Source organism: Caldivirga sp. UBA161 (assembly GCF_002506515.1).
Taxonomy (GTDB): domain Archaea; phylum Thermoproteota; class Thermoprotei; order Thermoproteales; family Thermocladiaceae; genus Caldivirga.
In genome coordinates this window covers 1-16,070 of the sequence record NZ_DAXS01000013.1, presented here as the reverse complement: position 1 = coordinate 16,070, position 16,070 = coordinate 1, and the positions used below count along the sequence as shown (strand labels likewise).

Below are 16,070 nucleotides of genomic sequence, written 5' to 3'. Positions count from 1 at the left end.
TTTAAACCTGTGACGTGGACTAGTTCCTTAATAATCCCCCTAATGGTGTTCTTCAATTGATCCTCACTGAATTGAACATACCTAAGCGGTGCAACCCTCCTCCAGCTGGGTGACCTAAATTGTGAACCACCTCTACCAGCCCTCTGCACCAGTATCTTCTTACCCATTAATTATCAGGAAGTACTAAATGTGGGCTTTTTAAAAATTAACGCCTCTTTTAATTTGGCTTACGGTGGTGGGCTTAGGTAGCTTAGGAGGCCCTTTGATGATGATACTATTAATGCTGGTATTGGTATTATAATGCCAAGCAGCATTACGGCAGTCATTAATGCCACAGTGTAGAGTACCATTCCGGAGGGGGCCTTGAGGCTTAAGTCCCTTGATAACCTCACGTAGTAGGGTACTGATATTACTGAATTAATTACTAGGAATACAGCTAACCAGAGCCCCATTGGCCCTAGGTAAACCAGTGATATTATGATGAATAATTTACTCCAGAATCCAAGGAGCGGCGGCGTACCTATGAATGATAGTCCAAGCAGGTAACTGTAGATGCTGCCCTTATAATCACCCTTAATTATCGTGAAGAAACCTATCTTACCTGCCGCGTTAACCACAAGCTGCATTATTAATCCAGCTAAGGCATATGTGAGAACTTGGCTTGATTGAGGGACTATTGCTGGTGCATTAATTAAGGCTGCTGCAGCTGCAAGTATGTAACCCATGTTAGCTATGCTGGAGTATGCTAGGACCCTTGAAGGCTCCCTGGAGGTTAATGCACCTACATTACCAATCAACATGCTTAAGGCTGACATCACTGCCGTTAACCAGAATGTGTAGCTCACGTAGAAGCCCCCTAGGCTTGTTAGGATTGGGTACATTAACTTAACTAGGACTATAATTGGCATTATCTTAATCGTTGAGGCTAATACTGACACTGGGATTGGGTCACCTGCAGTGAATACGTCAGGCACCCAAATGTGCATTGGTGCCGCACCAACTTCAAGCATCACCCCAAGTAGGGCTAGGGTGTAGCCTAGCATGAATAATGGTAGTGATGAGCCAATGAAGTACGCCGACAGTAGTACTACTGAACCAGTGAAGAAGAGTACTGTGGCTATGACGAAGGCTACTATGGCCTTAATGGCAGCATCCATGTTTTCAGGCTTAGCGCCAATCTGTATTATGAAGTATGATGCTACGCTTATTATCATGAATAAGCCCAGTAGGAACCCGAAGTATGAGGCTATATCCACTGCACTGGAGCTAATCGGTACATAGAGGGCGTATGAGCTCACTAACCCTACTATAGTCATTAGTGCGTAGTCAAGCCCCCTGTATTGGCTATTACTCAACACCTTAAGGGACAGTATATTACCCACCACAATTATGTCTATTAGTATTGGGTAAACCATGTAGTTGATGTTAACCCATAGGTCAGGTAGTAGGAGTATTATTGCAGGTATCCAAGCATACTCCTCCCTCCTAAACGCCAGTAATGCAGCTGTAACCAGTATTGTTCCTATTACTGATGAGACTATTACTTCAATGTACTCAACCATACACCATCACCAGTATTAGCACTATTATTAGCATTACCACTGTTGCTAAGTAAATATACCTAATGTACTGGTTCAGTAAACCAACCTGAACCCTCCTAATAACCCTTGAGAAGCCTGTGAATAATGATGGTATCAGCGTGTTGAAGAGCACATCAATACCATGGCTTATTAAGTAAGCGAACTCTATGAGGGCCCTCCCAAAGCCTGCTAAGATAACATCCATGAATGCCTGCAAGTAATACCTGCGTTCAAAAATAGTTGTTAAACTACTTAATGATGGTGCCCTCGGCTTAATGAGTGCAGTAATGAAGATTACCCAGAGGAATACGCCAATACCCACTACGTAGGCGTCATAACCCGGTTCAACCAATATTGATGGTGCATGTATGGTGAATGGTACTGCCACTGTGGCTAAGGCTACAGTGGCTGTTAAGGCGTATGAAATAGCCATAAGTAATCCACCGTGCCCAGGCTCCTTATGCTCCACTCTCCCTCCCTTAATGAAGTTTAGGGAGGTGAACCTAGCTAGGAAGGCTACATAGGCTATGCTAGTAAGTATCAGTAGGGTATATGATCCCCAGCCCACTGTTTGGCTTACACTGGAGACTAACTCATCCATTGAGGCGTGAATCCAGTAGCCAGCTAATGGTGGAACGCCTCCCAGGGTTATTGCTGCTGCTATTGTTGAGTAGAAGGCTAGCTTCATCCTCTTAGCTAACTCAACATCACCCACGTTAAACCTAGTCCCAGTCTCATGAATCAGGTGGCCACTGACTAGGAATAATGTAGCCTTAGATAATGCATGAATTATTAAGTATAGGAAGGCAACTAGTACTGCTGCGGGAAGTACATACTCACCAATAGTTACAACACTGCTTAAGTAAGGTGTAGCAGCCGTTATACCCATCATTAAACCCAGTGACGCCATTGTTGAGCCAGCTAAGATAACTTTCCTCTCATCAATGGCTAAGGCGAATAATGAACCAAGCAGTGCTGTTAATAAGCCAACGTAAATAACCACTAGGTAAGTTAACAGAACCCCACTTGATGTTAATACCCCTGCACCATATAGGGATAAGGTAAGCCTCATGAATACGTAAACACCTGCAGCAACCATTGTGGCTGAGTGAAGTAATGCGGAAACACTTGTTGGGCCAGTCATAGCTGTGAGGAGCCAGTCATTAAATGGGAATTGCGCACTCTTAGTGAATGGACCCAGTAGGAAGGCGATGAGAACTATGGCTGTTCCAATAGTACCCAATACGCTTGTTAAGTGCCCCCAGTTTATCATGTTGAAGTCTAGGCTACCCCCAAATATCCCTATTGCCGCTAAGGCACCTAACATGGGCATATCACCAAACCTTATTGTAACTATAGCCCTATAGGCTGCGTAGGATGGCGTAGTCCATGCTGGTTTACCTAGCACTGTGTCGCCTAGTTTCCCAACGAAGGTTATTTCATCATCATCCTTAAACCAATTACCTATTAATGCCCATGAACTTAACCCAAGCCCTTCCCACCCTATGAACATTAGGAGTAGGTTATTTGAATAAACGAGTAGCAGCATTGATGCTGCGAAGGTGTTGTAGAAGAACCAGAACCAGCCAAGCCTATAATCATTAGCCATATACTCTAGGCTGTATACACCTATTATGAAGGCTAACCAGGCGGTTAATAATCCCATGTACCTACTCAGGAAGTCAACAATAAATGACACATGCATTGTGAATACTCCTGGTACCGATATCCATGGGTATGTGTAAATAATGGCCCTCATTGGGTATGCAACCGCTATGTATGTTGACGCCAATGCCGCTACACCAAGCCCAATGACCGCTAGGTACTCCAGTGGGCGTGCTTTACGGTTATCCTGCTCAATGGACCAGTACACTGATATTGGTGAGGCAAACAGTATAGGTATTAGGGTCATTAGGGCTATTAAGGCGGGAAGAATGGACTCATACATGAGTTATCACCCATATTGCACTTAGTATTGAGTGAACCAATGTTGTTGATATAGGTGGGAATAATAGTATAACGCTCGTTAACCCGAGCACATACAGTGGCACCACTAATTTATTGCTTGGCTTAGTCTTAGTGTAAGGCCACCTAGGCTGCCCATAAAAGACCTCCTTCAACGCCCAGAAGCCGTAGGTTCCAGTTAGTAGGAATAGGAATGCTAAACCCACGAATGCCCATAGTGTGCTTAGGCTGAAGCCAAGTGTTGTCAATAAACCCAGGAATAGGAAGAATTCACCCAGTAACCCAACAGTGAATATGCCTGCCAAGCTCATCCAACCAAGTAACGCTGCACCACCTATTGATGGTATATAGTTCTGGAGCCCACCCATTTTTGACATATCTAGTACATCGTATTGAACAATGATTGCCCCAGCGGTCATGAAGAGCACTGCTTTACCTAATTGATGGGCGATGAAGTGTAATGTTAAGCCCACTATACCGTATGTACCTAGTGTTAATCCAGCTAGTAGGTAAGCCATGTTAGCCACCGTGGAATACGCCAACAACCACTTGTAACTATGCCTCTGCCTAAACACTGCAAAACTCACCAGTATGCCGCCTATTATTGCGTAGGCAAGTAGTGGTATCCTTATGGATTCTATGAAATATGGGGATATTAAATATATTCTAGCTAATATGTATGATGCTAAGCCAACGACCGATATTATTAATGCCGCAACTGGTGTGGGATGCATACCGTGCGCCCAAGGTAACCAGACGTGTGGGCCGTAGCTTGGCAGCTTTATTAACATGCCTACTAGTATTAGGGCCCAGGCCACAGGCGGCACGTACTTTATGGCAGCTAGGTTCATTGTCCCATTGGTTAATGCAACCATAATTGCACCTATTAGGAATAGTACGCTGGCGATGTGAGTGTAGACGAAGTATAGTAAGCCTATCCACTGCCTAGTCCTCCCATAGCCATCATAACCGTAGAAGTATATTAGGAGGAATGATGATATTAAGGATACTTCAAGGCCTATGTACATTAAGAGTAGGTTATATGCATACACTATCCACTCCATTGATATGCCACATAGTATGAATAATGGGTAATATATGTTGAATTCCTCCTTAATGCCTAATGCACGGAACCTATGCTCCATGTATGGTTCTGAAACAATGGATATCATAGCGGTGACTAAGGCTATAGTGAATCCAAATGAGTTGCTTAAGCCATCATTAATAAGGTACATGCCGCCTATTGGGCTTGGTAAATTACCTAATGGAACCAGGTAATCAAGGTTAGCGAATATGCCATATAGTGAGTAGGCTATTAACGGTATAAATGATATTACAGCAGTATAAAGAGATGCACGCTTACTTAGAACTGCAGTTAATATAACTGCCGCAATTGGAAGTGATAGTGAGAATATGAGGATTGGATCCATGTGAACTATCATGCCTTATCACCCCCAGCTAAAATACTCCTTGTCTCAATGTTCCTCCTCATTTTATCCACTGTTAAGATTGCTGTTATTAAGGCTATGAATTCAGCAGCTGAGGTGATTACACTAATAGTAACTACAATGAACGCCAAGTAGGGTTGATAAACATACAGGGCTACTGTTGTTAGGAAGACTGAGTTAAACATTAACTCAAGGCCTATTAATAGCCTAATTAAGTCCCTTGAATTAATAACTACCGCTAAGCCTATTGATAGTATTAGTATGGCTGTGGCTATTAGGGATAAGGCCTCGCCAATCATGACTGGGTCACCTTCAGATACCTTATTGTTATAGCCATCACCATGGATAGGAATGATACCAGTAGTATAAGTAACATAGTCATACCACTGCTTAATACATCATGAGCTAATTGGGCTGGACTTAGGCTAGCAGGCTGCAGTGGAGTTGAGTAGACTGACTTAAGGGCTATTAGAGATAACACCACTATTACTAAAGCAACGCCAATCCACTTACCCTCAACACCAGTGTATGCCACAGGCCTCCTGTAGGTTGCAGCAAGCACTATGGTTATTGTTATTGTTGCACCAACGTAAATCATTACTATTAACACAAAGGGGAGCACACCGTTCATTAACAGTAATGCTGTTGCAGATAGGCCTGAGGCAAGGGCTAGGTATAGGGCTGAGTATAAGTTATCCTTGGTTAATAGTACAGCCAGTGATGAGATCACTACTAAAACTTCAACAACCACTAGGGCTAGCCCAACATCAGTCACATTCATCACCTCCAATTACTTTACTTAAATTAATTGCCTCTAGGCTTCTTTCTACATTAAAGATTTGGCATTGATCATTACTGAGCATAATATGGCCATCACGATATTTGTTTTTAAGTATTTCCCAATAACAATGCTGAAATACGTTTTATTTAAAGGAATAAGTTTACTACTATGGTTAATTCCACTACATTTAGTAAAGCATAATTATGGTAGAAATAGTGAGTACACTATAATACTATATATGTATCGTATTAAAATAGGAGTAGTAAGCATGAATCATAATTCTACCCTATTATATGGCTCATAATCATGTTAATGGAGTAAGTACAGTGTTGAACTGCATTATTCTTAAAGTAAGTACAGGTAATCATCATTATGAAGAATGCTGAGAAAGCGTGTTGAGTAGTTTACTACGGTTACGAGAATGGTGAAGGCCACTATGGTTCACCCATTAGGCATAATATTTAATAATGCCCTTAATTAAGTGTGTATGTGAGTTCCACAGTATACCTAGTGTTGGATGCCTTAGGCATAATTGCGCTTAGGGATGATGGCTCAGTGGTGGATAAGCTGGTGTATGATTATGACGCCCAAAGGATAGCTAACATGCTTAATAACATTGAGGTTGGTAAACCCACCGATGAGTTAGTGGGTTTCATTAATAGATTAGCCAAGGCGGGGGTTTCCACAGTTTACGTGGAGCATAAGGAATTAGCCAGGAACCTGACCAACATAATTAAAGGTATTGAGATTAAGGCTGAATTACCCACTAAGGTAGGGAGGTTATTTAGGGAGGAATTTTGGAGCAAATACCTTAAGGAGATTTACGGGATTGAGCCCATTGAATACATTAAGAGGGTTAATGAGGTTTCAGTAATTCAAACAAGGCTAAAGTTAAAGCAGGCGGCGGAGAGGAGGGACTTATTCATAGCCCAGGCAATAAATTCAGTGGATGACTTGGATAAGGTATCTAACCTAGTAGCCTCTAGGCTTAGGGAATGGTACGGGATACACTTCCCCGAGTTAGAGAACCTAACGAGGAATAATAATGAATACGCTGCGCTAGTTTATAAGCTTGGGGATAGGTCCAATTACACTAAGAGTAAGATAATGGAGGCCCTACCTGAACTCGGTGAGGAGAGGGCCAGTAGGATTGCTGAGGCTGCCGCTAAGAGTGTTGGAGCATCAATAGTTGAGTGGGATCTCCAGCAGATTAGGTCGTTAGCTAAGCTTTACCTAGATATGCAGACCATTAGGGAGAACTTAACTGAGTACATTGATGATGCAATGAAGGATGTTGCACCAAATATTAGAGAACTTGCGGGTTCACTACTTGGTGCTAGGTTAATTGCATTAGCTGGAAGCTTAATGAAGCTGGCTCTAATGCCTGCATCAACAATTCAAGTCCTAGGGGCTGAGAAGGCATTATTCAGAGCACTCAGGGGTAGGGGGAGGCCGCCTAAGCATGGTGTAATATTCCAGTACCCGGACATATTTAGAGCACCAAGGTGGCAGAGGGGTAAGATTGCGAGGGCTCTTGCGGCTAAATTAGCCATAGCGGCTAAGGCTGATGTATTCACAGGCAATTTCATTGCACCTAGGCTTAAGGAGGAGTTCATGAGGAGGGTTCAGGAGGTTAAGACAATTTACGCCAAGCCACCCCCCAGGAAACCAGCAGCTAAACCTGCGGCTAAGCCTCATGGTAAACCTGAGAGAAAACCCGGTAAAAAGTAAGAATCCTTAAATTAAGATAATACCTATATACTCCCCTGGGTTAAGCCAATAATGTATTATGCATTATTAGCAACTGGATTAGCTTACGTAGCCATTACGTTGATGGTGTACATTAAACCCATTAATAGGATTGATTCAGCAGTGGCTTCATTAATTACAGGCATTAATAGGCCCAGGCCATTGGACTATACTGCAATACTATTGACTAGGTACGGTAGATTCTACACATGGGGCCTCGTGGATTTGGGGCTACTGGTATTGAGGCTATGGGTTCCCTTCACTGAGTTAACATTATCAATAACGTTGGCCTACATTATTGGTGGAGTAACTAGGTTACTTGTGAGGCGCCGAAGACCCTACGAGGTCGGCTACGGTAAGCCAATACTTGCAGCCAGCGGCTTCTCATACCCCAGTGGCCATGCTGCTGTGACCTTTAGTGGTGCATTAGTAGTACTCATGGTTCTTAATAAGGCTGTATCATTAATACTCTTAACTGAGGCAATACTGGTGGCTGCATCTAGGGTTTACTTAAATGCACATTACTTAACAGACGTAATAGGCGGTGTACTGCTTGGGTTAACCTCAGGGCTACTTGCCATCACATTAACCCCAATTCTAATCACATTACTCTAGGGGCTCCACCATACAGTGTGAACGCTGGACTACACTACTTCAATGGAATGGCCTCCCCCTCTTCAAATTCGCTTTCACTTTTCGGAGGTGCTGCGCAAATGCGTTGATACATTGAGGGCCACTCACTCTACTTGACTACGGCTGTTCAAGGCTAGGAGCCTACATTGCCTATGCAGCAATGCAGAACGGCAGGACGTGAGTCATAATACCCTATCCAGTGGCACCCATCAAAGTGGGGTAACCTGAGACCTCGGTGCCTCACCTCCTTCAAGGCGGGGAGGCCAGTACTTTACTAGCCCTGAATAGTACTGTACTTAGGCTTAAATAATGTGGTAGGGGACTTATGCATAATTGGAATGAACATTACAAGCCCCGCGGCTCGTCCCCAGGCTTCATAGGGGGGATCATACCCCTCTTAGCCTGGTCCAGTTACTGCATCGGTTAGTGTTTTATAAATCTTTAGTTTAGTTAAAAACTAATGCATAGGGAGGGGTTAAGATGCCCTAAATGCGGCTCAACCAAGGTCGGGATAATTGCCGGTGGTCAATTCCAACTGAAGTGCCTCGAATGCGGGTACGTGTGGGTACCTAACCTGGTGCCAAGTGGGTACATTGAGGTTAATGGAAAGCTAATACATTGGACTGAGGTTGAGGCTGCTAAGGAGAAGCTGCTAAGTGAACTTAGGGAGGTATTTGAGAATGCTGGCGACTGTGAGCGCATTAAACCCATACTAGCTAAGTACAGTGGTACACTTGATGCAGAGAGGATAAGTAGGGTCGTTAAGAATGCCTTAACTCAAGCGGAACCTAACCTAAGGCTTAAGGGCCAGTCCTTCTTGGATAGGTACAGTAAGGCGGTCATAGCGTGTGTTAATGAGTACTTAAGCTCAATTAAGGTTACTTAACCGGAGCATTAAATGCACCTTAGGGGCTTAAATTGAGTTTATGATATTAACTAGGTAATGTATTAGGTATGATTTATTTTCATAAGTTAAATAAATGTTTAGATTTAAACTATGAATTAATCTGATTAACTATTAATATTAGACTTATTATGTCTTAATATCAGCACTACTATAATTATGATTACCATAATTGATACTGAAATTACTGTGAATTGGCCATTACCCATAACCTGCCTCATTAGGGTTAACGTACTGGCTACGGTACTAGTCATTATGCTCACTGAGGTGGTGGTTAGTGTTGAAATGGTGGTTATGGTTGAAGTAACCGTAGCAGTGTATGTTATGGTGCTTGTGGCTGTGCTTACTGATGTTAACGTAATCGGTGCTTTAACTTCATTAATTAAATCAATGTTAATGATTGTGTTCACAGATGCGTTAATGGAACCTTGTATTTGATTCACTGTATAGTTAACTGGTGTTTGAATGACATATTCATATACCCCAGCGGGTAGTAGGAACGTTATCTTACTTGTATTACTCACCTTAGTTACACCACCTAATTCAACACCCCACTCCTTACCATTGGGTAAACCACTGGCCTTAAAAGTAACCTCACGGTAAGTTACATTACTAACGCCTACCCCTGAACCAAGCGGCGAATACTCAATCACAGTAAAGGTGTAGGTTCCAGGTTCATTAATTGGTATCATTAATAACCCATTGTAATCAGTGGTATTCCTCATTACTAGTGATCCGTTAAGAAACTCACTTAAAACAACGTTCGAAACATTATAATATTCCGGGGAATTAATAATCCAACTAATCCTCACTGATGATTGAGTAGCATTGAGACTTATTAATGGTTCATTAATCTCAAGGGGTTGAATTAATGCGGTTAGGCTTGATTCATTAAAGTACTTTGTGGCGTTTGAAGCTATTGCATATAAGTGATTACCACTGGCGGCAGCCTCAAGGCTAATTACTAATCCCACTGGAACGCTCCTAAGTTTAATCAGGGAGCCATTCCATAGGTACGTGAATAACCTATTAACTGATGCTGCAGCAATAATTAATTTACCGCCTTTAATCAATGGGTAAACTAGATTAATACCATTCGGTAATTGCATTGATGCATTAATAATACCGGTGAGCCTAAGAGTCTCATTAGTGAAGAGTATGTAGAATTCCCCATTATTGAAACCGGCATCAGTTGCATTAACTAGAGGAATTATTGACCTATTCTTAATGAGTATTAGGGAACCATTAAGTAGCTTCACAATGATTACACCATGCCATGCACCGTAAATCATGTATAAGTCTGGAATCGAGTAATTTACCACTGGTTTAAGGCTACTTAGGCTATAGGTTAGGATTAATGTGCTTGAGTAATTGAATCCCCTACTCCATATTACGTAGATGTAATCACCATCAGTGAAGTATGATAATGCTAATCCACTTCCCGTTACGTTAACTGGCTTAATCCACTTCCCATTAATTAGCCTAGAATATTGAAGCACTATGGTTAAGTTACTTAGCGTATAGTTTGACGCCACTGGCACAGAGTCCCACAGCATTATTAATGAATCATTAGTAACGAATGCGAATGGTGAAGCAACCCCAAGGGAATGTATGTTAGGTAGCGGGGCTTGAGTGGCTACCGTATTGTTAAGGATTAAACCATTAATCCAAGCCGCATCACCCTGTGCATAAGTGTAGTAAACGTATGTTAAATTACCTACTGATGCTGCTGAGTAACCGTAACCGAATGGTAATCCATTAACCAATGTACCGAGGGTTGAACCATTAATCCAAGTAATTGGGTCACCGCTACCACTCTGGCGTGAATTGGGCTTAGGCTTAAGGCCACATATGTTCATTGGCCTTAATGATAATGATGTAGGAGCGTTAGTGTTGTCAATCACTGGATCTGGGTTACCCCACTGGTATATGACTCCAGGCCCCAGTAAGTTAAACGTGAAGGTTTCACTGAAGCAAACTAAGTTAAGTGAACCAAAAACCTTAACAACACCGGTTAAGTTACCTCCCCTAACTATGCTACTACCTGCCTGAAGCCCAATACCCACTGTAACAGTACCACTTAAGCCGGTGGAGAAGCCGATGCCATTATATTCGCCACTTAATGCTGCACTCACAGTGAATGGTACACTCACTGAGCCCTCAATTTCACCAACAGTTAACGGTATTCCACTGAATAATTCACCTGATGGATTACTGGTTGGGGTTAAGTAAACGTTAACGTTGGCATTAGCGCTCACTGTTAAGGTTACTGTTAATCCTATGTTGATGCTGTAGCCGGCGAGATTAATATTGATACTCCATGGGGTTGGTATTATGTATGAACCTGATATTGATGCAGCGATTTCAACATCAATATCATTGAGTTTAATGCTCCATGTAGTGTAATTAATACTTAAGCTACCTACTGCTGATACGGCTAATTGTTCATTAACCTTAACTGAGGCTATACTACCGTTCAGGCTTTGTGAAAGTGTCCCATTAATAGTCATACTGCCCCTTGAGCTTAAGGTTACGGCAAGATTAAATTCAATGGGCATTGGATTAAGGTTACCGCCAACGTAATCAGTGCTTACATCCTCGTCGAATGGACTCCACGTAACGTTAACGGTTAAGCTTACCGTGTATGAGTTACCGTAAAGTGAATTACCCTGGTTCTTAAACGTCACCCTACTCGTCACCTCAGCGTCCTGAAACGTAAAGGAGTATTTCCCACTTAATGCAACCATTAGGGATGGTACTTGAACCACAGTAATGGTGTAATTCCTAGTGAATGTAATCAAGTTGTTACCTGCCTTATAGGTTACGTAAGTCACTAATTCATTTACACCAGGCCGCAGATCACCTACATTCACCACCGCTTGCCAAAGGCCAATAGTCTTATTATAGGTGAAATCAAGGATTAGATTACCTATTGAACCATTAACCTTAACTGGTGTTAGGCCACTATACGATGCATTAACGTAGAATGTATTTGATTCATTAAAATTAGTGAAGAAGTAGCCTGAGTACTGTGAGTATATGCTTAATGCCGAATGCTTAAATACTATATTAAAGGTTTCAAATAGGCTATACCCGTTATTCAATGAACCACCAATGTATATTTCCCCAGTTTCATTGATGGCGTAGTAATTATTACCTGCATTAACCCAATACTTATAAGTACCTTCAGGCAGAGTGAAGGTTATCTCATCGGTATCGCTTGAGTTGAAGGCATCATAGTTTATTGTTGTTCCATTAAGCATCACACTCCACCCCATGCCCTGAGGTAAACCAGATTCAATGAAGATAACATAGTGGTTAGCTGGGATTTCACTTATGTGAACTGAGGTGTCACTATCATTAACCTTAACTACTCCACCCCGTGGTAAATCTAAGTAACCGCAGATCTTGGGTGGGGTTTGAATCAGACTCCAGGAGTAGTTGCCGTTGGCTAGGGTGAGGCTTAAGGCGTATGAACCATTAGCTAGCTGGTGTGGTGAACCGTAAAGTTTTCCACTGCCATTAATGAGCGTGATAGTCCATGAGCATGAGTCCGAGTTACTTATAAACCAAACTTCATACTTAGCGGGCTTAAACACGATTGACACGGTGGGATTATTATTGCTCACACTCACTGAGCCACTTGAGGGTGAGGCCACATAGCCATTGCTTGATACTGTGTAGCCGTATTGCCAATTAACCAAGTTATTGAACACTATTTTATTAGCCGTGGAGCTTTCGGTCCAACTACTGGTATGTGGTGTACCCTTGATAGTCACTGTGAATGTTAACGTAACACTCCACTTAGTGCCTGTAGGTAATCCGGTTTCAGTGAATGTTACTGAATGAGTCTCAGCGGTGAATGATATTGGGACTGTTACGTTTTCACCATTAACCGTCACACTACCTGATGATGGTGAAACTGAGTAGCCATTTATTGAACTAACGCTAAAGTCATATGTGCCATTATTAACGTAGAAAACTATTGAATTACCGCTGGAGGATTCAGTAACCTCATTATTAAGGGTTATGGACCATTGGGTACCCTGGGGTAGCCCAGATTCAGTGAATGTTATGGTGTACTCCTTTGGTGCTGACACTCCATTTTCAGGTGAATTTTGACCTAAAGCTAAAGCATTATTAATACTAAGCATGATAATGAAGGTAACTGTTAATAGGATTACTAAGGTAAGTTTACCGTATTTTTTACTGTTCAATTAAAACTCCTCGTGAAATCATGCGACTCACTTGATTTAATAAAAATGTATATTAATAAACTTTTCTGTATAAAGTAAATTAGCAAAATCTTTCAAATTCCTTTTTAACTTAAATAAAGTAACTACAGTTATGCAAGTAATGCAGTAATTATAATTAATGAAACCATAAGTCAGTAAAGTTTGGTTAGGAATGTGCATTATTCAAGAGCTATTTAATTAGCTTGAAATTAAACTTCACTTCTAGATAATACTTTGAGAAGTTTAGTGTAGGAAATAACGCCTCAGCTTCATGTATCATTAACATGAGTTACATGTTTCATGCGTAAGTACAGTAGTACTAAGTTAAGGTTAAGGAGTTAATGATGGGAAAACTTTATATGACCAAGTTTCAGTAAGACAATATAGCCGGGGTGGCCGAGCCTGGTCCAAGGCGCGGGACTGGAGATCCCGTCCCCGCAAGGGGGCCCGGGTTCAAATCCCGGCCCCGGCATCATGCCTAAGGTCCCTCAACAATCAGGGCTATGACAATAGCCAGCATCATTAGGCGTTAGGTGTATTATTAGGAAGCCAGCTTCATAGGCTGTGTCAGCGGCTTTGATTGAGGGGAATTACGTTAACGTAACACCCATTATCATTGCATTATTCGGATTTGGCAACTTCGAGAATGTGCTCAACGCTTCATTAATTATGCTTACTGGGAATGATATGTAAATGATTGTGCCGTAACTCAACGTCACCGTGAAGATGATAGTAGAGGATAATCATTAAGTTGCCGGGTATGGTGGCGTCATCATTGTAATAGCCAAGAAGCTCATAATCAGCACCACTAAAGCCAACAATAGCACCAGGGAGGTGCCTAGGCATGAAGGCAAGCCTCACGGTAAACAATGAAACAGCCCTACGGTAACCATAAGCAGCCTAAACCTCAAGCTCATATTCATTAAACGCTCATGGGGCTNNATTAAGCATTAATGAGGCCTATATTGGTTACCCACATAATGTTAGCCATGATAATAATGAGTATAATAATATTTAGTAGTATTTAGGAAGATAATCCAGTGGCTGATTAATGTACTTAAGGGGAGGAGATCATTGTGGCAGCTGCTTCCTCATTATTCTCCTTATTGCTGCTTAATTGCATTATTCTACGCATTGGAACTATGTTTTGACCCAGCACGCATAGGCCCCATAATGCGTTTATTAACGGTGAGTAGACGTTTAGGCTTGCGTAAACTATACCAACTAGGTTACCTACAAGTAACTTCCCCTTCTCAACCTCATGTATCCCAAATATTGTTAAAAGCAATGGCACTATGTAGCTGTAGGCAAGCGATGAGGACCAATAGGTTCTATCAAAGAAGATTTGCTTACTCATACCCTTATACCATTTATTTAATGCATCCCTTATCTGACCTGGCTCCGCATTACCCTTAAAGTATTCATCAATTAGGTGAATAACCTCACTATAGGATCCCCTCTCCACTTGCCTAGCCTCCTCAACACCCTTTATGTATGGTTCCATTATTAGAAGTGAGAACGGCGTTGCAGCAATAGCCATGGCCCCCATGATTGGGTTTAACTGGAATATTGTTGCCAGCGATACTGCAGTTGTCAGAATGTTAGGTGTAAATGTAGTGTACATGCCTCCAATGTTCCACATTACGAAGTCAACATCACTAGCTAATCTACCGACCATGTCATTTACATTAACTGGGTTCCTGGAACCATTTAACTCCATTATAACTCCATTCTTAATATTAACAATAGCCTTAGTTACAGTGTTCCAAAAAGGCCTAAACAACCACTCAGTGGCTGCATATATTATTGTGGTTGCCAGTATCATTAATATTGCATTCATTATGCCACCCTCCCTCATGCTTAATGAACCTCCTGAGGCAGAAGTCTCCAGTGAATTAACTAGGCTGGTTAAGGCAAGGGGCATTAGTGAACCCGATGCAATAGCCCTAAGCACGAAGGCTATGAAGGCCACAATAAAGCCTGAGTTAATCTCCCATGAGTACAAGTACCTCCTGTAAAACCTCCAGGTTAAGTCAAGTACCTCAGTGATTTTCAGCTTCATAGATTACAGCGTACTTAATAAGCGTTTAAATACCTTGAGGTTAACCAGCGTTTAAAATGAGATTAAGCTTTTAAGGTAATGCTTATGCACCCAGTATGGTTACTAGGACAATTGAGGAACTCAGTGCAAGGTTAGTTTTCGTAATGGCTAGTTCATTCCGAAACATAAAGCCACTTAACTGGGATACGGTTGGTGATGGGAAATTTAAGTTGAGCGTTAATGCCGGTAATTCAAGTGAATTAATTGTTATTGGTTATAAGGGTAGTGCCTTGGTTAGGCTTGATGGTAGGCCCTACTTTGAGTTAGATGGCTACCATAAGGCCATCCCCTTACCCAGTGGTTCACATATAGTGGAGGCTGAATTCACCCCCTACGCTGCCTTCGGTGAATTGGTAGGCATTAACGCCGGTAAACCTTACCTGGTTACTAGGGATTACTCTGCCTTAAGGTTTTGGGCCTACGCCTCAAGTGTTCTTGAATTAGCTAGGAGTATTAATGATGATGCTGTTAAGGTTGAGTTACTTAAAGCCTTAACTGAGGCATTCAAGAAGGTTCCCTTCACAAGCGTCTCAAGGGAGCAGTTAATACTCACCGCTGAGCTTTATGGAATGCCTTGGAGTGAGAGGATTAACCAAACCATAACCCAGGACTTAGATAACGTCTACACTGAATCAAGTGGCGGTAATTTTGATGAGGCTCTTGGTGTTTTGAGG

General features: G+C 42.0%; 11 protein-coding genes, 1 tRNA gene and 2 pseudogenes. 6 read left to right on the top strand and 8 right to left on the bottom strand.

The features are described from left to right. From rpl2p to BP896_RS01585, 6 genes and pseudogenes are all read right to left on the bottom strand, one after another. A pseudogene (gene rpl2p, locus BP896_RS01610) lies at positions 1-167 on the bottom strand (50S ribosomal protein L2); the annotation flags it as partial. Between the two features lie 60 nt (positions 168-227). Then, on the bottom strand, positions 228-1,562 hold the full coding sequence (locus tag BP896_RS01605; protein ID WP_291764962.1) for a proton-conducting transporter membrane subunit: 1,335 nt from the start codon (positions 1,560-1,562) through the stop codon (positions 228-230). Further along, on the bottom strand, positions 1,555-3,528 hold the full coding sequence (locus BP896_RS01600) for an NADH-quinone oxidoreductase subunit L (RefSeq protein ID WP_291764960.1): 1,974 nt from the start codon (positions 3,526-3,528) through the stop codon (positions 1,555-1,557). The genes BP896_RS01605 and BP896_RS01600 overlap by 8 nt, the downstream gene beginning before the upstream one ends. Then, entirely contained in the window at positions 3,521-4,987 is a 1,467-nt protein-coding gene (locus BP896_RS01595) for a complex I subunit 5 family protein (protein ID WP_291764957.1), read from the bottom strand. Before BP896_RS01595 ends, BP896_RS01600 begins: the two co-directional genes overlap by 8 nt. After that, complete coding sequence (locus BP896_RS01590; protein ID WP_291764954.1) at positions 4,984-5,292, bottom strand: NADH-quinone oxidoreductase subunit K; 309 nt, start codon at positions 5,290-5,292, stop codon at positions 4,984-4,986. The genes BP896_RS01595 and BP896_RS01590 overlap by 4 nt, the downstream gene beginning before the upstream one ends. Further along, a complete protein-coding gene (locus BP896_RS01585; protein ID WP_291764951.1) occupies positions 5,289-5,768 on the bottom strand; it encodes a hypothetical protein in 480 nt (159 codons plus the stop codon). Before BP896_RS01585 ends, BP896_RS01590 begins: the two co-directional genes overlap by 4 nt. Positions 5,769-6,263: 495 nt before the next feature. On the opposite strand from BP896_RS01585, the gene BP896_RS01580 reads away from it, so the two are divergent. The 3 genes from BP896_RS01580 to BP896_RS01570 all read left to right on the top strand — a co-directional run bounded on the left by BP896_RS01580 (position 6,264) and on the right by BP896_RS01570 (position 9,042). Continuing rightward, positions 6,264-7,505, top strand: coding sequence for an NOP5/NOP56 family protein (locus BP896_RS01580; protein WP_291764948.1), 1,242 nt, complete (start codon positions 6,264-6,266; stop codon positions 7,503-7,505). A gap of 51 nt (positions 7,506-7,556) precedes the next feature. Then, positions 7,557-8,138, top strand: coding sequence for a phosphatase PAP2 family protein (locus tag BP896_RS01575; protein WP_291764946.1), 582 nt, complete (start codon positions 7,557-7,559; stop codon positions 8,136-8,138). Between the two features lie 478 nt (positions 8,139-8,616). Beyond that, positions 8,617-9,042: a hypothetical protein gene (locus BP896_RS01570; RefSeq protein ID WP_291764944.1), complete on the top strand. Its 426-nt coding sequence runs from the start codon at positions 8,617-8,619 to the stop codon at positions 9,040-9,042. Positions 9,043-9,167: 125 nt separating this feature from the next. Here the strand turns inward: BP896_RS01570 and BP896_RS01565 are convergent, their stop codons facing one another. Further along, positions 9,168-13,214, bottom strand: a complete 4,047-nt coding sequence (locus BP896_RS01565) for a hypothetical protein (protein ID WP_291764943.1) — start codon at positions 13,212-13,214, stop codon at positions 9,168-9,170. 467 nt (positions 13,215-13,681) lie between these two features. Here BP896_RS01565 and BP896_RS01560 point away from each other — a divergent pair. After that, positions 13,682-13,767: transfer RNA gene (locus BP896_RS01560), tRNA-Ser, on the top strand. Between the two features lie 92 nt (positions 13,768-13,859). Beyond that, complete coding sequence (locus tag BP896_RS01555; RefSeq protein ID WP_291764941.1) at positions 13,860-13,988, top strand: hypothetical protein; 129 nt, start codon at positions 13,860-13,862, stop codon at positions 13,986-13,988. A gap of 364 nt (positions 13,989-14,352) precedes the next feature. Here BP896_RS01555 and BP896_RS01550 read toward each other — a convergent pair whose 3' ends face one another. After that, positions 14,353-15,357, bottom strand: a complete 1,005-nt coding sequence (locus BP896_RS01550) for an ABC transporter transmembrane domain-containing protein (protein WP_291764939.1) — start codon at positions 15,355-15,357, stop codon at positions 14,353-14,355. A 95-nt stretch (positions 15,358-15,452) separates the two neighbouring features. Between BP896_RS01550 and BP896_RS01545 the strand changes: the two are divergent. Then, positions 15,453-16,070, top strand: a pseudogene (locus BP896_RS01545) (alpha-mannosidase); the annotation flags it as partial.